We start from the raw sequence: 26077 nt of genomic DNA on the forward strand, positions 1-26077 counted from the left end.
AATACAGTCGCTGAACAACGGAGGTGAAATGCCTTATACTGCAAAGTATAAGGCATTTTTTTATTGGTCTAATATGACACCTTTGCTAAAAATGTTTCTTTAATTGGATACTTATGCACTCATCCTTATGGAAAAAATGATAGCCTTGTTACGAATATTGATGGTAATAGCCTTCTCTTTAATCAGTCAGGTGGTTGAAGCTCGAGCCTTGTCCAGGCATCAGTTTCCCTCAACCATAGAATATGAAAATTTAGGGAGCAAGGTGGTGCTGGCAGTTAAAGAAAAACAAAAGTCGGGGCCTGAAAATGTTGCTTATTATGAGGTTTCGTCGGGCATTGATGCGGGAGCCAGAAAGCTAAAGGTAGCAGTCTCTAAACATTTGGTGGTGACAGGAAATAAGGAATTGCTTAAAAATGATTGGAGCGAAATAATATCAGGTACTTCAATCGAAACTACGTTGGCAGAGTTTGACGAGACAGTTATCCTGCTTTTATCATTACCTGACTGGGACCTGCAAACCGCAATCGATAAAGTCAAATTGATGCCTTTGGTGCTGAATGTTCAGCCTGATTTCATCCAATTGCGATATTACAAAGCGTCTGGCTCATTACATAAAACCTCTGCAAAAACATTTAATAACCCCGCCAATAAAACCAAAGAGTCTCTTGTTACTTCCAGGGTTGCCATTATTGACGATGGTTTTAACCTGAATCATCCCGCTCTGGCTAAAACCAAAGTGGTATTTCAGTATGACCTGGACAATAAATCTCTGGATGCATCACCTCGAAGTGAAGCTGATTTTCATGGAACCATGGCATTGGGGCTTTTAGCTGCACAAAAGACAGGTAACATCCCGGCCGGGTTATTGCCGGACGCAGAATTTGTGTTGTTAAGATTAACACAAGCCAAAACATCTAATTTTGTTTTGGCATTTTACTTGTCGCAGTTGATGGCGTCAGATGTTGTCAATGCCAGCTGGACACTACGTTATTTACCTGAACCCTTAAAGAGGTTGTTGGACTGGCAATTAGAGCGTGGAACACCCGGTCTAATAATTGCCGCGGCGGGAAATAAAAATAAAAATGCCTGTCAAGAGACTGCCTTGAGTCAGATTAATGGTGTAATGATCATCGGCTCTCGTGATTCTTCAGGTGAAAAAGCATCGTTTTCCAACTATGGTGAATGTGTTGTTGGTTTCTATCCTCATGAATTTATCACGACTTCTTCTGATGGTATCTCCGAATCTTTGTACGAAGGTACTTCCTCGTCCACTACTTTTGCGGTCGCCGACGTAATTTCGGAGATGAAATAAGAGTAACACTTGAGTTATCCGTGTAATTTGTTGATAACTGGTCTGATTACTACTTTACAAAAAATGTTCTTATTGTTTTTACGCGATGTTGCTTTGGGCAAGACTTAATATGCTTGATTTAGCGGTATTCTCCTTTTTATTACTATCTACATTCAGGGGGTGAGCCAGGATTCCACGCAAGGTAGACACGAACCCTATAGCTTGCCAAGTGCATCTTTATCTGTGTAGCGTTTTTTTAAAGGCCTTGGCGATCAGATTAAAAAGCGAATGGTGTCAAATATTTTTGTATTAGTCTTGAATTTAAGAGCCTGCCCTACGATACTTGTACAAAGAAAACAAAAGGTTAAATGTAAAAATATACACATTTATAAGGGACAGTGGTAAGTTCTGTGTGTTAATCTTATATCACTAATTAAACTGCCAAATTGGCCTCAAATGTCTGTTTTTCATTGCATTAGTATTAATTTTTAAAAGACCAATGCCGTTAAACAATAAAGCATCGTATTTTGTAGAGACGAAATTGTAATAGAACGTAATATGATGATGTTAACCGAAGTTATATTGTAAAATTGATCCAAAAAACGTCAAAAAGTAGATATGGAAGTTGAGCCAAAACACCATAAACCTGATTCTGTAAATGAAATTTCAGAAGACCTGGAAGAGTTGAGAGACTTTTCCAGCGAATGTTCAGACAATTTCCCTCAGATTTTGCAGGCCCTTAATATTACACTGGCTATGACCAGCTATGATTCTAACAGACTTATTCTGGTTCGCGCGCTCGACGGGGAACTCAATACACAATTAGAGTTCTTTCCACGCCCCATGGGGTTACATGTAGATCAAAACACCTTAACCTTGGGGACTCTGACGCAGGTTATTAATTTTAAGCGTGCAGACTTTTTTCTTCCCAAAATAAAAGACGGTCATTACGACAATTTGCAGACTTTTAGCCGAAAGCTGTATGAGAAGCATCCGCAAAGAGCAGCAAAATATATTGAAAGCCGAGATAAAAAAATAAGCGAATTAAAGCTTGCGGATGCCATGTATGCCCAAAGAGCATTTATTACTACCGGGCGTATTAATATTCATGACATAGCCTGGGGCAGTGATCGATTATGGATAGTCAATACCGCCTTCTCCTGTTTGTGCTCACTCGACCCTGAATATAATTTTATCGCTCACTGGAAGCCTGAGTTTATTTCAGCGTTAAAACCTGAAGACCGATGCCATTTAAATGGCATGGCGATGCTTAACGGAATGCCAAAATATGTTACGACTTGTGGTCAAAGAGACATTAAGGATGATTGGTATGAGCGAGAGTTGAATGGCGCAGTTATTGATATTGAAACTAACCAGGTATTGGCCAGTGGCTTGTATATGCCCCATTCACCGCGAGTAAATGGCGATTATGTCTATTTTTGCGAATCTGGTCGAGCCTGTATCAAGCGCATTCATCGAGAAACTGGAAATATTGAGGTATTTAAACCATTGCCGGGTTTTTGCCGGGGAATGTGTTTTCACGGTGAGCTGCTTTTTGTGGGTTTAAGCGCCATGCGAGAGACAGAACGAAAAACCTACATGCCCATAAGAGACTTTATTGATCCTAATGATACGTTTTGTGGAGTTTGGCTGTTAAATGCCAATACCGGTGAACTTATCGCGGAATTAAAGTTTACCGGGGATGTTAACCAAATTTACGATATTGCTGTAATAAATGATGGTCATTTCGCTGCAATAACTTCTGGTGATGATGTTCTAAATCAGCATCTTTATGACTATGTGGAAGATTAATTATGAATGATAAAAAACTACGCGTTAAGGCCATTGGGTTGCTTTTACCAGGGATGCTGGCTGCCCCGGCTTTCGCCAGTACGAGCCGTTCTGTTCAGCGTGTCGCACGCACTTTATCCTACAATCATAGTCAAATGGTGCAGGGGGTATCAACACCACCTTCTGTTGCTAAAGAAAAGAACACCCTTGCTGCGAGAAAATCCCCGTTTTCTGCTTTTAAAAAAAGCAATTCTGAAAATGGAAAAGAAGCTCAATCTGCCGCAAATCATGAACAAACCGGAAATAATCCTGAAGCATGGCATAAAAAAGCAACTTTAGATTTTTTGCAGGAACAGAATTTACTCAATAGCTTGGAAACCATCGCAACAACGATATCTGGCGAAGAGAGGGTTGAGTTTTCCAGAAGACGCAGAGGCTCTTGTTTTCATGGTGGTTCATGTCAGACAACAGCCGGTATTGGAGAGACAACCTGTACCTCATCCAATGGCGGCACTTATTTCACTCAGAACAACTGTGCGGCTGGTGGCGGTGATTCCGATGCCCCAACTAATGATTCAGGCCCTTCAGTATCTGGGACTACTGATTCTCAAACCACAGTCAATTTCGACCTGAACGAACAAGGAACCGTCTACGCTATTGCCATCGGCGATGGGGAGACAGCGCCAACTTCTGCTCAGGTCAAGGCTGGGGTAAGCTACACCGGAGCCACAGTAGCTTCAGCAAATAGTTCGGCGACAGGTGGGGATCCTTTTTCTGGTTCCTTCAATCTTACAGGGTTGGCGTCGAATACTGCTTACGATGTATACGTTGTCTCTGAAGACGATGAAGGGACGCCCAATTTACAGGCATCACCTTCGTCAGCCCTGAATATCACTACCTTGATATCTGCCCCAAATATTACGGCGGTATCAATACCCGATACCGCCATGAAGGTTGGTGACTCCGTTACTGCCACTATTACTGTGGATTCCAATACCGATGATTTCACAGGCGGTTCTGGTGGTATCAGCGGGAATATTAATGGTTTTACACTTGGCTCACTAGCGAAAACCAATGACACTACTTACACCGCTTCTTTTACTGTTGCAAATGGCGGTACCGATGTTGCTGCTGGCAGCAACATTACTCAAAGTGTTCAGCTAACCAACTCTGCGGGTACCGCTGGTAACACCTTTACCACTGCCATTACAGGGAGTAGTGATGCCATCGACGCAAATAATCCGACTATTAGCACATTTAGTCCAACCGATGGCAACACAACGGTTTCTGCGGATTCTAATTTCGTCATCACGTTTAATGAAAATATTGCCGCTGGTTCCGGTAATGTGACTATTTATGACTCGGGGGATAATGCTGATTTCACTATAGCGATTGGTGATGGTCAGATTGATATTACCGGCGCCGTGCTTACTATTAATCCCAGCTCTGATTTGACCGAGCAGGACAGCTATTATATTCAAATTGATGCTGCTGCTATCGATGATTCTGCGGGCAATAGCTTTGCAGGTATTGCTGATACTACAACCTACAACTTTACTGTTCCCGATGCTACAGCACCGACGAACGATTCCTCATCCAATGTCGCATCTGAAAATGGTACTTCAATCACAATAAACGTTGATATTAATGAAGCGGGTACCGTATACGCTATTGCAATTCCAGACGGAGCCACGGCACCAAGTTCCAGCGAAGTAAAGGCAGGAGTTAATTATGGTGCTGTGACTGTAGCAGCGAGTAACAGTAAGGCGGTAACTGCTGCTGCCGACACACTTGTATTGAGCAGCCTGGCAGAAGGCACGGCATACGATATTTATGTTGTAGCAGAAGATGACGAGACATCACCTAATTTACAGGCGTCACCTGAAGGTCCTGTCAGCCAAACAACATCCGATGTTTCTCCGCCAGTGGTGCAATCCATTACCGAAAGCAGTGCGGATGATGCCACCTCTGTTGCATTTACTGTCACTTTTAATGAAGATGCTAATAACGTAACTACTGGTGATTTTGAGATCACCAATGTTACAGGCGATGCGACAGGGTCCATTGATAGCATTGCTACTGCGGTTGCTGATACCACATACACGGTTACCGTAACACCTTCAGGTGAGGGTAGCTTTAGGTTAGATTTAAGTGCCAGCACAGACATCGTTGATGATTCCGGCAATGGGAATGGCACCAACGGCTCTGTGGCTACTTACACCTCCGGTACTGCCCATACGGTAAGTTTCACCACTGCTTCAACGACGGGAGCTGGGTTTAGCACAGGTGGTACGCCCACAAATATTAGCCCCTCCTTCACGTTTGATTCCAGTGATGAGACTTTAACCATAACTGACGGCTCGCATATGACGGGCTCTACAGCCGCGGCAGCTGGAGAGACGACCGCTGATACCATTGTTATCGCGACTAATCAGTCGGCGGATTTTACGGCTTTAGCCTCATTTTCCGGCTTTGAAGCTCTGACGCTAAATGACGATGCTTCTGCCACGATGACAGAAACCGATCACGAAGGATTCACCAGCGGTATCACCGCAGGCGCAGGTACCGAAACTATCACACTAAGTACTTCTGATGGAGACGATACTATCACCGGTGATGCGGATATTGAAGCCTATACGTTAAACGATGTATACACGTTTACCCTTGGCGCGTCAGGGCAGGATGTGACGGGTTCAGATGCTGCCAGCCAGACGATCAATATTGGTACGTTTACCCTATCTGCCACCAGTGATCTGGATGGTGGTTCAGGCCAATCTGATGTTCTGCAAATGGCAACAGGATCGTCGATCGCCTCAGCCGGCAGTATCGCCGGTTTTGAAACTGTGGATGTTACTGGTTCAGTCACCATGACGGAAGCGCAGCACGATGGCTTTTCTTCAGGCGTAACTGCCTCTGGAGGCTCTGATCAGATCACGATTAGCTCCGCCGATGGCGATGCTTCAGTCACCGCTGATGCCGATGTGGAAACCTATGTATTGGGCGCTGGAATGACAATCATACATGGTGCTGCAGGGCAAAACATCACGGGAAGTACTTCTGCCGATACTATTTCCACCTCATTCACTGCTACAGGCACTTTGGATGGTGGTAGTGGCACTGACACTTTGAGTCTGGGAAATGGCGCTGACGTAGATAGCGCTACGGTCTCAAATTTCGAAAACCTGACACTGGCAGATGGTGCTACGGTAGCTGTTAACGCCACTCAACTAGTACAATTCTCGGGCACAATTACTGCCAATGGCAGTGAAACAATCAATGTGAACAATGACGGTGATGTCACCACACTTGCTACAACGGCCCTCGAAAGCTATGTGGTGGGAGACGATTCAACTAATTCCCGCACTATTACTTTGGGTTCAGGGCACACCTCTGGAGCCATTACCGCTAATTCTTCAGATGATGCCGTGACTTTCAATATTGGCACCCAATCTTTCGCGGGCACTCTGACGGGTGAAGGAACAACAAACGATACTGTTCAGATGGGCAATGGCAGTAGCATCGTCTCCGCTACCTTGAATAATATAGAAAATCTTACAGTTGATTCCGGTGCTTCGGTAACGATGACCGAAGACCAGCACGATGTTTTCACAGGCACTATTACCGCTACTGGTACTAACCAGATTACCATCAGTGCTGCTACAGACGGATTCACTGCAAATGCCGATATAGAAACCTACGTGCTTAGTGTAGCGAACTCTGTCACATTGGGTACCAGCGGAGGTTCGCTAACGCAAAATATTACCGGCTCGACAGGGAGTGATACTCTCACGCTTGGCGCAGCGACGTATTCAGGGATATTAAATGCGGGTGATGGTACAGATACTTTAAGTGTTGTAGATAACACGAATATCGTGGGTGCTACGCTGAGCAACTTTGAAAACCTGACGCTGGCATCAGATGCCACTTTATTAATGGCAGCCGCAGATCTTGCTGATTTTTCCGGGACTGTCACCGCGCCAGGCACAGAACAAATCACCGTGTCGGGTGACGGCGATATTAGTACCTTTAACAGCGCAGCCGTTGAAACCTATGTTGTTTATGATGATACATCAAATACCCGAACGATTACCCTGGGTAGCAACGATACAGGTACCGATATCTCTGCTACCAGCACTTCTGATACCGTGACATTTTCGGTACCTGGTATCACTTATACCGGAACCTTAGAAGGTCAAACTACCAATGGAGACATATTATTATTAGCAGACTCGGCGAATGTTTCTGGGGGAACGCTTACTGACATAGGATCATTATCATTGGCGTCCGGGGCTAGTGTTACACTGTCTGCTGCCCAATATAATGCACTAAATAATGCCACAATAGTCGCTGCAGGTACTGGCGTAGGCGGAGAGGAGATTACAATTAGTGGGACTGGTGACCTCACAATTAACTCGACGACTGTAGAAACTTATACTATCGAAGATGATAGTTCTGATTCTCGCACCATAACTGTAGGGTCTGACAATAGTAATACTTTTACAGCAAGTTCAGATTCTGATGCTATCTCGTTAAACGTAGGCGCAACTACCTTTAGCGGTTCGTTTACCGCAAATACAGATGTAGCTAACACGTTAGTGGTTGATGGTACTGCAGATATTGCATCAGCAACTTTGTCTGGATTCACCAATTTAACTCTTGATGGCGCCACCAATGATTTAACACTCACCGTGGCGCAGCTTAATGCCTTTAGCGGCACCATTACGGGCTCGGGTACTGATACCTTAACATTCACTGCCACCGGCAGTGTGACAGGCGGAAATTTAACAGCCATCGAAACGTTTTCCACCGGCAGCGGCGGTAGCATTACTATTACTATTCCTGCCTCTGATGTAAGCACAAAAACACTGAATGTTACTACGTCTGCCAGCGACAGCTTTACCGTAACCGGTTCTGCCAGCTCTCAAACTATCAACGGCAGTGCCGGCGGCGACAACCTCTCCGGTGGAGACGGTGCCGATGTTATTAATGGTAACGCCGGTAACGACACCTTAAATGGTGGTGCTGGCGCTGACACGCTCTCTCCCGGAGCGGGCACAGATTCAATGACGGGGTCAGATGGTAATGATACTTTCAGTGGTTCAGCCTCAGACCTGACAGGGGATACCATTACTGATTTGTCTGAAGGGGACACAGTTAAAATTACCGGGGTCACCGGACTAACCACTTCCAATGTGCGTTTTAACGGCGCCAATACGTTGCAGATAGACACGGATGCCACAGATTTCAGCGCCGTTGAAGTGGCTATTACCTTGTCAAATAGTGCCGGCGGCAACCTCAACATTCTTGCAGTGTCAGATAATAGTGGTGATACGGATATTACCTTTGAAAGCGCCAATGATGTTCCGGTATTTTCTAATCTCGACAATAACCCGGCCTTCACCGAAAATGGCTCAGCGGTGGTGCTGGACGACAATGTTGCTATTGCCGATACTGAGCTTGATGCGCTGAATACCGCGGCAGGTAACTACAGTGGGGCAACCTTAACGATTACCCGCAATGGTGGTGCCGATGCAGATGATGAATTTGCTGCAAGCGGCCTGCTTGGCGCTCTTACTGCTTCAGGCAACCTGACTTACAATAGCCTGGTGTACGGTACCGTGACCACCAACGGTAGTGGTACGCTGGTACTAACCTTTTCTGATGCCAGCAATGTCCCGACTACTGCCATTGTTGCTTCAATAATGCGGGCCATCACCTACAGCAATGGTTCAGAGGCGCCGGATGCCAGCGTGACCCTGGACTGGACTTTCAATGATGGTACAGCTAATAGCACGGGTACTAATCAGGTTTTGGTGTCTGTCACTGCACAAAATGATGCACCGGTACTGAATTCAGCCGCATCTCCCGCTTTAACAGCCATCACCGAAGATGCGGGTAATGATGATGGCAGTGGTGCAGATGGTGATGACGATGACTCCAGTAATACCAATAACGCTGGTACAGCCGTCGCCACTATGGTCACTGACGCCTCCATCACGGATGTTGATGGTTCGGCAGTTGAGGCCATAGCCGTTATTACCGTAGACAACACAAACGGTGTCTGGCAGTACAGTACAGATAATGGCACCACCTGGAACAACTTCTCTGGGACTACAGGTAGCTCGGTGGATTTATCAACTGCGGCGCGCTTGTTGGATGGTACTTTAACGGGAGCAAGCACCAATAAAGTACGCTTTGTACCCGATGCAAACTATAACGGTATTGCTACCATCACCTTCAGAGCCTGGGACAAGTCTGATAGCTCAAGCGCTGGCGACACGGCTGACACTTCCACTAATGGTGGTACAACGGCCTTTTCTTCAGTTAGCGATTCAGCTTCAATTACCGTTACTTCTGTCAATGATGCGCCAAGTGTTGACACCAATACAGGTGTAACAGTGGAGCGAGGTAGCAATCTGACAATAAGCAGCTCTGCGCTTTCAACCAGCGATGTAGAAGATGCGGCCAGCAACATAACCTATACCGTTACCGCAGTACCTACCTTAGGTGCATTGCAGTTATCAGATGGCAACAATTACAGTAGTCTGAGTAACAGCAGTACCTTTACTCAGGATGATATTGATAACGATTATTTGCGCTATGTGCATGCCGGGGGGGTGAATACCAGCGATAGCTTCTCCTTTAGTGTTGCTGATCAAAACTCAGGCTCCGTAACAGGGCAAACATTTAATATCACAGTGCAAGACACCACAGCACCAACTATCACCGCGGTGAGTATTCCTAACAGCACCCATAAAGTTGGTGATACGGTCACAGCCACGATAACGGTGAGTTCTGATGCCGACACCTATACCCTGGGGGCCAGCACGGTGGCTGGGTACACCTTAGGTAGCCTGAGCAAAACTAATGATACCACCTACACGGCTACTTTTACGGTGACTGATGGCGGTACAGATTATGCCGCAGCATCTGCTGTCCCGGTGAGTATTGTGTTGATTGATAGTGCTACCCCCACAAACAGCAATACCGCCTTTACTACAGCAATTAGCCAGGCAGGGGATGCTATCTATGCCAATACCCCTGATGTGACCTTGTCATCAGATCTTACGACTATTGCAGAGGATGGTGGTGTCGCTACGATAACTGCCTCTATAACCAATAGTTTGAATAATCAATGGCCGGATGATATTGGTTTTACACTAGGCTTTTCTGGTACGGCAACCAACGCTACTGACTATACCCGCAGTAGCTCATCCATCACCATCAGCGCAGGAAACTCAAGTAATACGGTGACCATAACCGGGGTGGCTGACGACCTGTTTGATGCTGCCAGTAACGAAACCGTCATTGTATCGTTTGATTGCATTCAAACTGGTGCAGCGACACTTCTTTCCGGTCAGACCCAAACAATAACTATTACAGATGCAGAATCTGCACCTACCGTGACCTTAAGCGTCAACAACAGTTCGATTGATGAGGACGGCGGTACCACTACCGCTACGGTGACCTTGAGTAATGCCACTTACCAGGATGTTACGGTTGGCCTGGTCTATTCAGGGACTGCTACTGCATCTGCAAGTGGTGCGGATTACAATAACAATGCAAGTACATCCATTACCATTAGCCAGGGCAATACATCGGCTGATGCTGCTACAGTGATAACGTCTGTAGACGATAGCGACAGCGAAGGTGATGAAACCATCATCATCGATGTTGATAGTGTCAGTGGCGGCAGTGCATTTGAAGATACAGCGCAACAGGTTACGGTAACCATTAGCGATGACGATAATACGGCTCCTGTTTTCAGTAACCTGGGTGGAACAGCTAACTTTACCGAAGATGGTTCAGCTGTAACCCTGGACAGTGATGCTACTGTTGCCGACAGCGAGAATGATGCGCTTAACAGCAGTAATGGTAATTACACGGGATCTACGTTAACCATTGCCAGAAACGGTGGTGCAAACACTGACGATTCCTTCAGTGTGGCATCTGGTTCTCAGATGGCTGTCTCTGGTGCGAATTTAACCAATAGTATCGGTGATAAGTTTGCCAGTTATGCGTCCAGCAACGGTACGATGACAGTGACCTTTAGTGGTGACCTGACTACGCCAACAACCGCGCTGGTGAATGAAGTCATACAAAATATTGCCTACAGCAATAGTTCAGAAGATCCCATAACCAGTGTGCAACTGGACTGGAGTTTCAGTGACAGCCAGTTGTCTAGTACTGGTGTGAATAATACGACAACGGTGACCATAACACCGGTCAACGATGCGCCAACTCTGGATAATACGCAATCTCCTATGTTGACTGCGGTGACGGAAGATGTTGCCGATGGTGACAATGTGGGAACGTCGGTGTCTGCTATTGTAGTCAATGGTAGCATCGATAACATTGAAGCTGCGCAAACTACTGAATCCATCGTGGTTACTCAGGTTGATAACAGCAATGGGGTTTGGCAATACAGCACTGATAATGGTACTAATTGGAATAACTTTAGCAGCACTACCGGGGCGTCAGTAGATTTGACCAGCACCACATCGGCGCGCCTGTTGTCATCTTCTTCTACCAACAATAAGATTCGGTTTGTGCCGGACGAGCATTTCAATGGCAATGTCTCCTTTACCTTCAGAGCCTGGGATGAAGCTTCCGGCAGTAATGGCGGTACAGCAGATGTGAGTACTACAGGTGGCGACAGTGCGTTCTCCTCTGATACCGACAGCGCGATTCTGTCCATTACGGCGGTTAATGATGCACCGACCATTGGTACTAATCTGGGGCTCACTGTAAACGAGGGTGGCACCGGAGTAATAACCACAACCCAACTGGCGGATTCGGATCCGGATGATACCGGTACTGGGCTTACATTTACGGTTACGACGGCAGTCAGCAACGGCACCCTGTTCCTGGATGCGGACGATGACAATACGGCAGACTCTGGTGAAGCGCTGACAGTTAATAGCACTTTCACTCAGCAAGACCTGGCCGACGGCAATATTCAGTATGCCCATAATGGTGGTGAAACCACCTCTGATAGTTTTGTCTTCTCACTGGCCGACGGTGGTGAAGATGGTGCTACAACTCTGACCAACCAGACGTTCAGTATTAGTGTTACCAGTGTCAATGAAACCCCGGTAATTACCTCATCTGAAGTAACGTCAGCGACAGAGGATACTGCGTACAGCTACACAATCTCTGCTACCGATGTCGATGCCGGTGATAGTCTGACGTTTGCCGCGCCAACTCTACCCACCTGGTTGACATTCAACGCCAGTACCGGTGTATTGACTGGTACTCCGACAAATGCCAACGTGGGTAGTCATAGTGTGGTGCTAACCGTTACCGATACCGGTAACCTTTCGGCGACCCAAAGCTTTACCATTACCGTTATTAATACCAATGACGCTCCGGTGATCAGTTCAACTGCAGTGACATCGGCAACAGAAGATAGTGCCTACAGTTATACGCTGATTGCCAGCGATGTTGATGCGGGTGACAGCCTGACTATGGCGGCCACAACAATACCAGGCTGGTTGTCGTTCAATAGTGCGACAGGCGTGTTGTCCGGAACACCTACCAATGACGAGGTAGGAAGTCATGCCGTTGTGCTGAGTGTCTCCGATACCAGCAGTGCTACTGATACCCAGAGCTTTACTATCGCTGTTGCAAACGTCAATGATGCACCGGTAATTACCAGCGCCAGCAGCATCAGTATTGATGAAGATGAATCTACCCAGGTAACCGTCACAGCGACTGACGTAGATAGCTCTGCGCTTACCTGGTCGATAACGTCTGAACCTGCTCTTGGCGTAGCTTCTATAACCGGTAGTGGTACCAGTGCAACCTTGAGTTATAACCCTAATCTGAACGCCAGCGGGACTGACTCTCTTGAGATTACCGTAAGTGATGGTGCGCTTTCTGCGACACAAACAATTACGGTGATAATCGCTTCAGTCAATGACCGACCTGCGATTACAGGTTCGCCGGCAACCAGTGTTAACGAAGGTAGCCGATACAGCTTTACACCTGTCGCTGTTGATAACGATGGTGATGATCTTACGTTTAGCGCCACTAACCTGCCAGATTGGTTGGCACTGAACAGCGCAACCGGAAATATTGCCGGAACGCCTGATGCAGAAGACGTTGGAACCCACAGCAACATCGTTCTGTCCGTTAGCGATGGTATTGCAACAGCCAGCTTACAGGCTTTTTCCATCACTGTTGTTAATGTTAATGAAGCGCCGGTGATCAGCGGTACGCCATCGGCATTGGTTGAAGTGGATACGCCATACAGCTTTGTGCCACAAGCCAGCGATGCTGACGGTGACACATTGAGTTTCAGCGTGGAAAATCTGCCAGCATGGTTAACCCTTGACACCGCAACGGGTGCATTAACCGGTACACCTACTTCTGGTGATATTGCGGAATATAGTGGAATTGTGCTGACGGTGAGTGATGGTGAATTATCAGCCTCGCTGGCGGCATTCTCGATTGAAGTTATCGATCCGAATGTTAACGTAGCGCCGGTTGTGGAAGCTGTTATCGCTGCCACCGATGAAGACGTAGCTACTGAAATAACTTTGTTGGGAAGCGATAGTAATGACGATACGCTGAGTTATTCGGTCGTAACCGCACCGGTAAACGGCACCGTGGAGATAATCAATAACATCGCTATTTATACGCCTGTCAGTAACTTTAACGGCGAAGACAGCTTTACTTATCAGGCTTCTGATAGTTTGCTGACTTCTGAAGCTGCGATAGTGACAATAACGGTGAATGCGGTGAACGATGCGCCGACCATCACCGGTGAACCTGCGACTCAGGTGGCATTCGATAGTGAGTACAGCTTTACGCCTGAAGCCGCTGATATTGATAATGATTCGTTGACATTCAGTGTCACTAACCTGCCTGACTGGGCTGATTTTGATGAAACCACCGGTCTGCTGTCCGGTGTACCGGCTGAGCAGGATCTTGGCACCTTTGCCGATATCAGCATCAGCGTTTCTGACGGCGAATTGGCGGCCAGCTTAGAAACATTCACTATTGAAGTGGTTGACCCTGACGCCAATACAGCCCCCGTTGCTACTGATAGTGAAATAGAAACCAATGAAGATACACCGGTGACCTTTACGCTGGAAGCCAGCGATGAAGATGGTGATACGCTCACTTACACTATTACTCAGCAACCGGTTTCGGGTGAGATAGTTGTAGAAGGCAACAATGTCACTTACACGCCCAATGCCAATGTGGGAGACATACAGGATACTCTGCGCTTTAGTGTCAGTGATGGTGTGGATACCTCTGATGAAGCTACGGTAACCATCGACATCATTGCGGTGAACGATGCGCCGGAAATTTCCGGATCACCAGTAATGTCTGTCAGGGTGGGAATGGCCTATGAGTTTGCCCCTGAGGCGTCAGATGTTGAGGAAGATACCTTAACCTTTACAATTGAAAATCAACCGCGTTGGTCAAGCTTTGATGGTAACACCGGCACCCTGACGGGTACGCCAGGCACCACTGATGTGGGTATTTATGGCAATATTACTATTAGTGTTTCTGACGGCACAGATACTGCGGTACTGACCGGCTTTAACATTGAGGTATTAGCTAACTCACAACCGGTGATCAGTGGCGTAGCCGTGAATGCCGTTGAGCCAGGTCAGAGTTACAGCTTTACGCCTGTGGCCAGCGATTCTGACGGTGACAGCCTGATTTTCAGTATTGAGAATCAACCAGAATGGGCAACGTTTGATGCTGAAACCGGTACCTTAAGTGGCATCCCCGGCAGCGATGATATCGGCCTTTACACTGGTATTGTGATCAGCGTCAGCGATGGCATCGATACGGTATCCCTCGCAGCATTTGACCTTGAGGTCTGTGCGGTTTGCGGTAATGTGGCACCAACCATTAGTGGTTTACCTGCGACGACAGTGACCGAAGGTGTGAGTTATCAATTTACGCCATCAGCATCAGATGTTAATGGCGACATATTGACCTTTAGTATTGTCAACCAGCCAGCCTGGACTGATTTTGATAGCAGCACAGGGACATTGAGTGGCACACCGGGTATTGCTGATGTGGGTACGACCACAGGAATTGTTATATCCGTTTCCGATGGTGAATTTAGCGCCAGTCTGAACGCCTTCTCTATTACAGTATTGGAAGTCAATGACGCGCCGGTCATTAGCGGTACACCAGCCACTTCGGTCTTCCAGAACGACGAATACCGGTTTACACCGACAGCGACCGATGCGGAAGGTGATACCCTGGTATTCAGTATTGCTAATCGTCCAGCCTGGGCAGCATTCAATACCCGCACAGGGACATTGAGAGGCACACCGGTTGCTGCAAATGTAGGTAGCTACACCAATGTCGTCATTAGTGTCTCGGATGGTCAAAACAGTAGCTCACTGGAGAGCTTCACGATCACGGTTGTGGCGCGTAACAATGTGCCCACTATCAGCGGCTCTCCACGCACTGCTATTACGCAGGGTAATGACTATAGCTTTACGCCTACCGCAACGGATATTGACGGCGACAGTCTGACCTTCAGTGCCACAGGCTTGCCGAACTGGTTGTCGGTAAATTCTGCGACTGGTGCTTTGACGGGTACCCCGGATCTGGAGGATGTTGGCACAACCGGCAGCATTATTCTGACGGTTTCCGATGGCACTGACAGCGCCAGCCTTAATGCCTTCACTGTTACTGTGACTGAAGCTAATGCCGTTCCGGTGGCAAGTAACAGCAGTGTTACACTTGACGAGGACGCCAGTGTTGCCATTACGCCAGCTGTCAGCGATGCCGATGGTGATGCACTTAGCTTTGTTGTCATCACTGATGTGCAAAATGGTGAACTGAACGAAACTGCCAGTGGTTGGACTTATACACCAGCGGCTAATTTTAACGGCAGTGACAGCTTTGTTTATCAGGCCAGCGATGGCGAAAGCAATTCTGAGCAGGCAACTATCAGTATTACCGTAAATAGCGTCAACGATCGTCCGGTAGCTGTAGCCGATAGCATTGTACTTGAACAGAACGATGCCGGTATTTACCTGTTGGATGTATTGGCAAATGATACTGATGTGGATATTGCTACGGCCGGTGATGCATTGACACTGCAAGGTGTGCAGGCTGATTTCGGTAACGTTAGTATCGTGAACAACCAGATCCAGTTTGAGCCCGGTCTCAGCTTTATTGGTGATGTAGACCTGCAATATGCTATTCGAGATAACGCCCGTCGCAGTGCTCAGGCCCGGGTTAATCTGACAATCAATGGTGTTGCCGGAATTGGCCAGCCTGTTCTGACTGTACCGGATGATTTGACGGTTGATGCCGACGGCTTGTTTACTGAAGTAGATTTAGGCGTTGCCGAAGCCGTTGATGCTGACGGTAATCCGTTGCCGGTGACGTTAGTGCGGGCTTCCAACAGCTTTAAACCAGGCACCCGTAAGGTCTTCTGGCGCACCGAAGATAGCTTTGGTAGCGTGACAACTGACTCGCAGGTACTGAATGTTAATCCGTTAATTTCACTGGGCAAAGACAAGGTGGTTAACGAGGACAGCACGGTCAGAATGCGCGTGTTACTCAACGGTGATGCACCTGTCTATCCATTGACGGTTAATTATACTGTTGGCGGTACGGCCACTATTGGTGAAGATCACAACGCGCAAAGTGGCAGTGTAACCTTCAGCAGTGGCAGAGAGCAGATCATTACCTTTAACGTGTTCGCTGATGAGGAAGTTGAAACCAACGAGACCATCACCTTTACCCTCAATAGTGATCAGAACGTTGGCGCAAACAATGTCTCTGTTGTCACTATTTCTGAGGCGAACATAGCGCCTGAAATCCGATTGATGGTAAGTCAGTCTGGGGATAATCGCCTGACAGTGGCGCAAGACGAAGGTAATGTCACTATCAGTGCAACGGTTACTGATGCAAACCGTCAGGACACGGTGGACACCGACTGGAGCAGTACCGGATTGTCAAACTTAAGTGATTCTCCGAATCAGTTCCTGTTCGACCCGGCCGGTGTTGCCACGGGTATTTATCAGGTTACTTTGTTTGCCAGCGATGATGGTGATCCCATCTTGTCAAATACCGCGGATGTCTATATTGAAGTGGTGGATACACTGGCCGCCCTTTCGGATGACCTGGATACCGATGGCGATTTGATCCCTGACTCGCAAGAAGGTTATGCAGACTCTGACGGCGACGGTATTCCTGACTATTTAGATGCCATTGACGATTGTAATGTGGTGCCAGAGCAGGCCTCAACCCAGGATGGTTTCCTGGCAGAAAGTGAGCCAGGTGTATGCTTGCGTCAGGGTTCTATTTCTGCGCTGAACAGCTCTAATGGTGTGGAAGTCATTGTCGATGAAACCTTTGTTGGTCGCACCGGATTCAATAGTCGTGGTGAATCGGTGAAACTGCAATCAGCCGGTTTACCGGAAGATCCAGAGGCGACCAATATCGGCGGCATATTCGACTTCATCTTGTATGACTTACCGGAAGAAGGCCAGATAGCCTCCATTGTGTTACCGCAAACCCGTCCTGTGCCGAGCAATGCGGTGTATCGTAAATACAGCGTCAGATCAGAGCAATGGACAGGCTTTGTCATCGACGATAACAACCAGATATTCTCAGCTCGCGGCTCCAAAGGTGTTTGTCCTCCTCCGGGCAGCACGCGCTGGGTGGTTGGTCTGACAGAAGGTCATTGGTGTGTGCAGTTGCGCGTTCTGGATGGCGGCGTCAATGATGATGATGGCCTGGTCAATGGCGCTATTGCAGACCCAGGTGGTGTCGCCGTAGTACTGGCGGGCAACAGCTTGCCGGATATTCAAAATGACGAGGCGATGATGCAATGGAATACCAGCATCGAAATTGATGTACTGGCTAACGACACCGATGTTGATGGCGATACCTTAACGATTGAAAGCGTGGATGGTAGCTTCGGGACCGCGGAAATTACTTCTGGCGATACCATTTTGTATACCCCGGATAGTGGTTTTGTTGGTACTGAAGTGCTGGTCTATGGTGTGAGTGATGGTAATGGCGGCACCGGTAGTGGAGAAGTCACAATAACCATCAATGGCAACCGGGCTCCGGGTGCCAGAAGTGACAGCGCTACAACCACCGATGATACGCCGATTGAAATTGATGTACTGGCCAATGATACGGATGTGGACGGTGACACCCTGACAATACAGTCGGCGACTGTTGATGTTGGTGATGTGGCAATTACGGCCAACAACACATTGTTATACACACCTGCCGACGGATTTGATGGGCTGGCGACAATCACCTATGTGGTAGCGGATAGCTTTGGTGAAACTGATACAGCGACGGTCTCCGTCGTGGTTGATGGTAATCAGTCTCCTCAGGCCATGGATGATAGTGTGACCACGGAATATCAAACCGCTGTCACCATCTCCGTGCTGGACAATGATATGGATGTTGATGGCGATACGCTGACCGTTGTGAGCGCTCAGGCCAGTTCAGGTAGTGTGGTGATTAATGCGGACCAAAGCCTGACATTCACACCGGCCTCGGGTTTCAGCGGCACAGTAGCGATTACTTACGTTATTAGTGATGGTGAATTGACCGATGAAGGGACTGTTAGTGTGACAGTTGCGGCAAAACCCGTGGAAAATGTTAACGTCACTAAGAAATCAGGTGGTGCGGTTAACCTGGCCTGGTTGCTGCTGTTAATGTTAATTAGCTGCTACAGATTGGCCAGCAGCCACAGACTAAGAAAACCTTAACGCATACCTTCGGGTTTAGCTAAATATAAAATAAGGGCACATAGGTGCCCTTATTTTTTTGGATTAAATTTGAGGATATTAATTGATTAAATTGATTATTACCTGAATACTTGAACAGTTGATAACAAGTCAAAGGTTTGTATACGCGATGAAATGGCCTAATCTGAAACACCTGCATTATCTGGTAACGCTGCATCAGGAGCAGCACTTTAATCGCGCCGCTCAGCGCTGCCATGTGAGTCAGTCCACCCTGAGCACTGCTATTCAGAATTTGGAAGAACAACTGAATGGTCAACTACTGGAGCGGGACCATAAAACCTTCATTTTTACCTCATTCGGTTTGGAAATTGTTGAACGCAGCAAAATCCTGTTACAGCAAGCCGGTGAAATGGTGGATTACGCAACCAGCGCTGGTGACTGGCAAGCCGGAAATCTAAAAATCGGGGTTATCCCAACGATTGCCCCGTTTATCTTTGAGCGAATGATTGGTGATATCGGGACTTCACTGCCGGCCCTGAATCTGCAATTACAGGAAGACACCACTGAAAACCTGTTAAAACAATTGAATGACGGCGTGTTGGATCTACTGGTTTTAGCCTTGCCAATGGAAACCCCGGGTTGCAAACAGTTGGTAGTGGGACATGATCCGTTCCACCTTGTGGGACATGAAGACGTATTAGCGCAGCTACCCAACCCCCTGGAGATCTCATCGCTACCCAAAAACAGCGTATTTCTTTTGCAGTCCGAGCATTGTTTGACTGGCCATGCGGTGAGTGCCTGCGGGTTGAAGCATGCCGAACAGGTGAGTGCCTTAGCGGCCAGCAGTATTCACACTTTAATCAAACTTGCGGGTTGTAAAATGGGCATCACCTTTTTACCCGGTATGGCGTTGTCAGAGGGGATTTTACAAGGTTCACCACTGCGCGCGCTGGATGCCGAAGAAAATGCCTTCCGCGAAATTGGCCTGGTGTGGCGTAATGGCACTACCCGAATGCAGCTGTTTCGCAAAATTGCTGAAATTATCTCACCCATCATGCCTGTACCAAAGCTCAAATAACCCCGAAACGGTTATAAAATGCAGGAGGCGAGCAAAACTATATTTTTTTTCTGTTTGCCTCAACTTTTCAGTAATCCCTCTCGACTTTAAGAGTAACAACAACACAACACATTCACCTGGGACACAACAAGCGTGTTTGAAAAAACGGATGAACAATTAATTCAAAAGGCGTTGCAGGGCAATCGCGGGGCCTGGATGAAACTGGTCAAACGCTATGAAAAGTCCATATATAACTATGGTATTCGTATGACCAGTAATCGCGAAGATGCTTTGGATCTGATGCAGGAAATTTTTACTTCCGTGTTCAGAAACCTGGTATCTTACCGGGGCGATGGCGCGTTTAAAGCCTGGTTGTTTCGCATTGCGAGTTATCGATGTGTCGAGTTTTACCGGCGTAGAAAACCGACACAGGCATTAGATGATGCGCCTGAAATGGTTTGTGAATCAGCGGCACCGGAACAGGTGTTGTTTGGCAATCGCGATAGCCAACAGCTCATCCAGGCGATGGCGCAATTACCCTTAGCGCAAAAGGCGGTGGTGGAGCTGAAATTTTTTGGTCAGTTTACGTTTGATGAAATAGCAGAACAGCTCAATGTCTCAAGCAATACCGTGAAATCAAGACTTTACAGTGCATTAGAAAAACTGAAATCGTTATTAGAGGTGGAGTATGTCTGAACTTAACCGTGCTAAAGAAGCCCTCTTTACCAAATGGTCTGAAGCGGAGTTAACTGCGGATGAACAGCAACAATTTGAGCGTTGGTGCCTGGAAGATCCCGCTTTTTCAGATCGGGTGGCTGTGCATGGACGTTTGCAGTTTATGGCCCAGCAGTTTAGTGACGAGGAGGTACCAGAATGGTCCCGGGACGCAGGTTTTGAACAAAGTAAGGGCGAGAGTTGGTGGCATTGGAAAGGTCTGCCTGTGGCTTCTATGGCGATGTCCCTCGTGGCAATCTTGTTGGTGACATTCAAAATGGAAGTCACTGTGCATCAGGGCAGTATGACCATCAGCTTTTCTGGTGCTGTAGAGCAACAAAAAATCGAACAACTGGTTAATGAACGCATTGCTGAATACGCTGCTTTGCAAAATAGCAAGTTTGACGAGCAGGCAGATCACCTGCAGCAACAGCAAATGCAGATGAATACGCAGTTGGCCAACTATCTGCTGGCCACCAGTCGCACCGAGAGACGAGAAGATTTTGCAGAGTTAATCAAGCATGTTAATGAGCAACGGGCTGATGACCAGGTGTTCTACGCTCGTCAAATTAACCGTCTCAAATCTGATTTTAAGTCAGACAGCAAGAATCCGGACTGGTTGTCTGAACCTTACGAACAAACCCATTCTGACAACTAATGGAGTATCAGAACATGAAAAAATCAATGTTAGTATCCAGTGTTATTGCCTGCTTATCGCTGATGACAGCGGCAAACGCACAGGACAAGTTTGATGCCGTCCATAAAGACGCGCAAATTATGCAAAACATTCTCACCACATCGTTGAAGCAAAACACCCGCAGTGATGGCATTCGCTTCAGGAAGATTGAAACCGGGTATCTGGCCGGGCAAGGACTGGTGTTTGATATTTATACATCGACCTCAAAAAACATGCATTTTAGCTTTGATTTTGGCGATATGGTACAAAGCCTGGAAGGCATGATGGAAGGTTTTGATGTACCCGAGGCTCCACCGGCTCCCGACATCGAGGTGGACCCTCATGGTAGTAATTTTTCATTTTCTTTTGAAGTGGACGAGGAGATGGAAGAGTATATCGAAGAGGTACAGGAGCGCACCAGAGAAGTGATGCGCGAACATCGTGAGCGACGTCGTGATTTAAGAGAAAAGGAACGGGATCTGTCGTGGCAAAGTCGGGAGTATGAACGCAACATCCGCGACCTGGAATTTGAAATGCGTCATGCTGAGCCGGAACGCAAAAAGGTACTGGAAAAAGATTTAAAAGAAATCCGCTCTGAACTGGAAAAACTCGACACGAAGAAAGCGGAGTTCGCGAAAAAAGCCAAAGAGCTAGAAGAAGAAGAAGCGCGCCGGGAGGCTAAAATGGAAGAAGCGCAAAATCAGATGGTAAAACGGTTTTTGGCTGATTTTGAAGCGACGGTGGCTGAAACCCTTTGTAATTACGGCAGTGGTTTAAAATCATTGGATGACACTGAAAAACTCAATTTTGTTTTAAAGGAGTTTAGCCGCGGACAGGGAGAGCGATCCAGAGATGAGCTGGACAAGGTGTATGTGTTTAATCTGAAGGACGTAAAACAGTGTGTTTTGCAGAAGGTATCGCCCAATGAATTGTTGACCAGGACTCAGACTTACCAATTCTAAACCCGGGTTCGGGTTTTGTGACGGCCTGCTTAGGGCCGTCACTTAAAACCCTGTTAATTCAATGCTGATAACAAGGGCTGTTTATCAAAGGACAACCAAAACTCTGAAGCCAGTTCTGCACTGGCCTCAGTACCTGAAGGCAGCGAGAAAATTAATGCATCCTCATTTTGTAACTGCTCGTACAGGCTTACCATCCAGGGAGTACTAAGCAAAAGCTCATCCATAGAACCATCCAGTAACATAGCCGTTAAACCTTCACGCAGTTTTTTAGCAAGATCCGGGCGACTCTTGTGCACTACAAAATACCATGGACTATCAATCGCAATAAGACCCGGTAGCAATTTAAAATCAGCAACGGATTTTGCATCGATACGCGCTGCCGGCGCTAATATGGCATCAAATCGTTCGCCGTATAGCATCTCAGTAAGGTTATCCAGGTGTTTTACATTAACAATCTGATAGCCCGAATGTTCAAGGTAGGCCGCCTGCGCATCGTCTCTGAACATCCCCAGTTCCAGTTGTTTTAATTGACTTTCCGGTTGCAGGTTTTGCTGGTAGGTACTTTGAACCATCTTATAATAGCTCATCAGGCCTCTGAATATCGGTACAGCAACGATATGGTGCTGCGTGTTTTCGGCTTCCTCTTTGGGTAGCCAGAGAATGTCCAGTTCCCGGTCGTCAAATGCCTCGATTAATCGTGTGCCAGTGACATCATAGCCATAATTACGTGCGCTAATCGGGTGTTGTTGACTGGCAAGAGCCTGGGTCAGCAAGTCATTGGCGTATTGATCCTCCACCGAATCGTAATAGGGAACCACCACTGATTCTTTTGCTGTTAGTATGAAAGGGGTGAACGATAATACAACCCAAAATAGATAATTCTTCAACCGCATCATAACCTGCTCCTTCGTTGGTTTCTCCGTTCAGTACGCCATTGCACTGAGCGGGGAGGAAGGCAGAACAATCCGGTTAATCAAAACGCAGAAGGTCAGTGATCTTCCTCGATTACACTAATGCGAATGATGGGCCAGGATTGTAACTAAATGATTTCATTAGAATTACGCTTTTATTGCCGAATTTATCAGGGAAATATTTCCCAAATCAAAGGCTTATCAGCACCAGACTTGTGCAATAAACAAACAATTAACACCCTGTTTTCGGCTGGTTAACCTAATTGGCAGAAAATGTCCCCTGACACTGTTTTATCAGGAGAAAATCGGGATTATGACGGATTGGATTGCACCAAAATCAGGAAAGGCGGGCGCGAAATTCCTCATAGGAGAAGGATTTCACCAATTTAAACTGACCGTCTTCTTTTAAGATACCGATGTGAGGGTGTTGTACACCGTTAAAAAATGTGGTTTTCACCATAGTGTAGTGGATCATGTCTTCAAAAATGAGTCGATCACCGGGTTGTAAAGGCTGCTCAAAACTATAGCTGCCGATTACATCGCCAGCCAGGCAGGAGTTGCCTCCCAATTTATAGGTGTAAGCTTTGTCTCCTGGCTCTCCGGCATTGCGCACAACAGGCCGGTAGGGCATTTCCAGTACATCTGGCATATGTGCTGTGGCAGAAATGTCCAGTATTGCAATTGGACCCTGATTTTCAACAATATCCACCACTTCACAAACCAGTGGCCCGGTTTGCCAGGCGACCGCAGATCCAGGTTCCAGGATTAGTTCGACATCATATTTTTCCCGGAAGGTTTTCAGTACTGAAATCAGGTGTTCGACATCGTAACCGGCTTTGGTCATCAGATGACCGCCACCCAGATTAATCCATTTTAAACCCGGCAGCCATTTGCCAAATTTTTCTTCTACGGCTTTGATGGTACGCTCAGTCGCAAAGGAATCGCACTCGCATAAATTATGAATGTGAAAACCTTCAATCCCCGATAAATCCTGACCTTCTAAATCTGCGGCCCGAATTCCGAGTCGAGAACCTGGCGCGCTGGGATCATAAAGTTCGGTATCGGCTTCCTGATGCTCAGGATTAACCCGGATACCAGGTGAGATATCTGTTGCCACAAATTCACTTTTATAACGCTGCCACTGGGTCAGGCTGTTAAAAGAAATATGATTGACCAACTGTTTTAACTCAGTGATTTCTTCTGGCTTGTAAGCCGGTGCGTAAGCGTGAACTTCCTTACCCATTTCCCCTTTAGCCAGTTTAGCCTCCCATACTGAACTGGCGGTACAGCCGTGTAAGTACTCGCCAACCAGATCAAAGGTAGACCACATACTAAAGCCTTTCAGAGCCAGGATGATTTTACAGCCTGATTGTTGCTGTACGCGCGCCATTAACTCAAGATTGCGTTTTAGCTTCGCTTCTTCACAAACATAGCTGGGAGAAGGAATTTCAGGAGAGTGCATAGGGTCGATCATTGTGGGTTACCTCAGACGAGATGTTAAGTCAGAAATCATGGCTCAGAAATCATAGGGTCAGAGTTGTTGCAAATGAAAACCGCCACGCTTTTTGGTTTTCAAAGACTCTGACCCTTGGTTAGGCTTAGCTTATTTGCTGAAGGGGCTGGCGTCACATTCCAGAACGTGCCACGGTAAGCCGTGTTGATTCAGCATGTCCATGAACGGGTCTGGATCGAATTGCTCCATATTCCAGACGCCTGGCTTCTTCCAGGTGCCATTTAGCATCAGTGCTGCACCAATCATGGCGGGTACGCCTGTGGTGTAAGAAACTGCCTGGGCGCCAACTTCTTCGTTACATACGGCGTGATCACAGTTGTTGTAAATAAAGATGGTTTTCTCTTTGCCATCTTTAATACCTGTAATGTAGGTACCGATACAGGTCATGCCGGTGTAGCCTTCCGCCAGTGAGCCTGGGTTAGGCAATACTGCTTTTAAGAATTCTAACGGAACAATCTGTTGGCCCTGGAACTCAACTGGTTCGATTGAAGTCATGCCAATGCCTTCCAGTACGCGCAGGTGGTTCAGATAAGCTTCACCAAAGGTCATCCAGAAGCGGGCACGTTTTAAAGTGGGGAAGTGCTTAACCAGTGATTCCAATTCTTCATGGAACATCAGGTAAGAAGCGCGCTCACCAATATTCTGATAGTGCAGATCTTCACGTACACTCAGGGGATCGGTTTCTTTCCATTCGCCGTTTTCCCAGAAGCGACCACGTTGGGTGATCTCGCGGATATTGATTTCCGGGTTAAAGTTAGTGGCAAACGCCTGACCGTGATCACCACCATTACAATCGACGATGTCCAGGTAGTGGATTTCATCAAAGTAATGCTTAGCGGCATAGGCGGTATAAACATTAGTAACACCCGGATCAAAGCCACTGCCTAACAGCGCCATAATACCGGCATCTTTAAACTTGTCCTGATAAGCCCACTGCCAGGAGTATTCGAATTTGGCTTCGTCTTTAGGCTCATAGTTGGCCGTATCCAGATAGTCTGTCTTAGTTTCCAGACAGGCATCCATGATAGGCAGGTCCTGATAGGGTAGAGCCAGGTTTACCAGTAGGTCTGGCTTGATTTGATTAATTAAGGCAGCCACTTGATCTTTGTCATCAGCATCCACTGCAAATACCGCTTTTACCCTGTCTTCGCCGCATTCTTTTTGCAACGCTTCACATTTGCTCAGGGTTCGGCTGGCCAGATAAATTTCATCAAAATGCTCCGGTAATCTGGCACATTTTTTTACTGTGACGGTGCTGACACCACCGGCCCCGATGATTAATACTTTTGACATAGGTAGTTCCTCAAAATTTTAAACAGCTGCTCAGCGCTATGAGACAGAAAAACGCTGCATCCTAACACGTTTTATTGCCAGTGCAATACCCGGCAGAAGCTATTAAAAATAGGGGAATTTGAACGATTGTAAAGGGCAATTATGGTTTGTTAATGTTTGTTTTGT

Annotated in this window: 10 protein-coding genes; 7 read left to right on the top strand and 3 right to left on the bottom strand. The window is 47.0% G+C overall.

All coding sequences use genetic code 11. From position 1 onward, the window contains the following. The first annotated feature begins 127 nt into the window (after positions 1 to 127). The 7 genes from AC0J20_RS00210 to AC0J20_RS00240 all read left to right on the top strand — a co-directional run bounded on the left by AC0J20_RS00210 (position 128) and on the right by AC0J20_RS00240 (position 22195). Positions 128 to 1312, top strand: coding sequence for a S8 family peptidase (locus tag AC0J20_RS00210; protein ID WP_229529591.1), 1185 nt, complete (start codon positions 128 to 130; stop codon positions 1310 to 1312). Positions 1313 to 1909: 597 nt separating this feature from the next. Beyond that, a complete protein-coding gene (locus AC0J20_RS00215) occupies positions 1910 to 3103 on the top strand; it encodes a TIGR03032 family protein (protein ID WP_473020154.1) in 1194 nt (397 codons plus the stop codon). 2 nt (positions 3104 to 3105) lie between these two features. Further along, the gene (locus AC0J20_RS00220; protein ID WP_473020155.1) at positions 3106 to 18807 is read left to right on the top strand and encodes an Ig-like domain-containing protein; all 15702 of its coding nucleotides are present in this window, start codon (positions 3106 to 3108) and stop codon (positions 18805 to 18807) included. 148 nt (positions 18808 to 18955) lie between these two features. Further along, complete coding sequence (locus AC0J20_RS00225) at positions 18956 to 19864, top strand: hydrogen peroxide-inducible genes activator (RefSeq protein WP_473020156.1); 909 nt, start codon at positions 18956 to 18958, stop codon at positions 19862 to 19864. Positions 19865 to 19996: 132 nt separating this feature from the next. Further along, positions 19997 to 20539, top strand: a complete 543-nt coding sequence (locus AC0J20_RS00230; protein ID WP_473020157.1) for an RNA polymerase sigma factor — start codon at positions 19997 to 19999, stop codon at positions 20537 to 20539. Beyond that, positions 20532 to 21215 (top strand): hypothetical protein, encoded by a 684-nt coding sequence (locus AC0J20_RS00235; RefSeq protein WP_473020158.1) that lies wholly within the window; start codon positions 20532 to 20534, stop codon positions 21213 to 21215. The genes AC0J20_RS00230 and AC0J20_RS00235 overlap by 8 nt, the downstream gene beginning before the upstream one ends. Before the next feature lie 14 nt (positions 21216 to 21229). Further along, entirely contained in the window at positions 21230 to 22195 is a 966-nt protein-coding gene (locus AC0J20_RS00240) for a hypothetical protein (protein ID WP_473020159.1), read from the top strand. Between the two features lie 53 nt (positions 22196 to 22248). Here the strand turns inward: AC0J20_RS00240 and AC0J20_RS00245 are convergent, their stop codons facing one another. The 3 genes from AC0J20_RS00245 to AC0J20_RS00255 form a co-directional block, all read right to left on the bottom strand. After that, positions 22249 to 23091, bottom strand: coding sequence for a hypothetical protein (locus AC0J20_RS00245; protein ID WP_473020160.1), 843 nt, complete (start codon positions 23089 to 23091; stop codon positions 22249 to 22251). Between the two features lie 352 nt (positions 23092 to 23443). Beyond that, entirely contained in the window at positions 23444 to 24580 is a 1137-nt protein-coding gene (gene nspC / locus AC0J20_RS00250) for a carboxynorspermidine decarboxylase (protein WP_473020161.1), read from the bottom strand. 129 nt (positions 24581 to 24709) lie between these two features. Then, a complete protein-coding gene (locus AC0J20_RS00255) occupies positions 24710 to 25912 on the bottom strand; it encodes a saccharopine dehydrogenase family protein (RefSeq protein ID WP_473020162.1) in 1203 nt (400 codons plus the stop codon). Positions 25913 to 26077 lie beyond the last annotated feature (165 nt).

The sequence above is a fragment of the Planctobacterium sp. R6 genome, assembly GCF_055755215.1.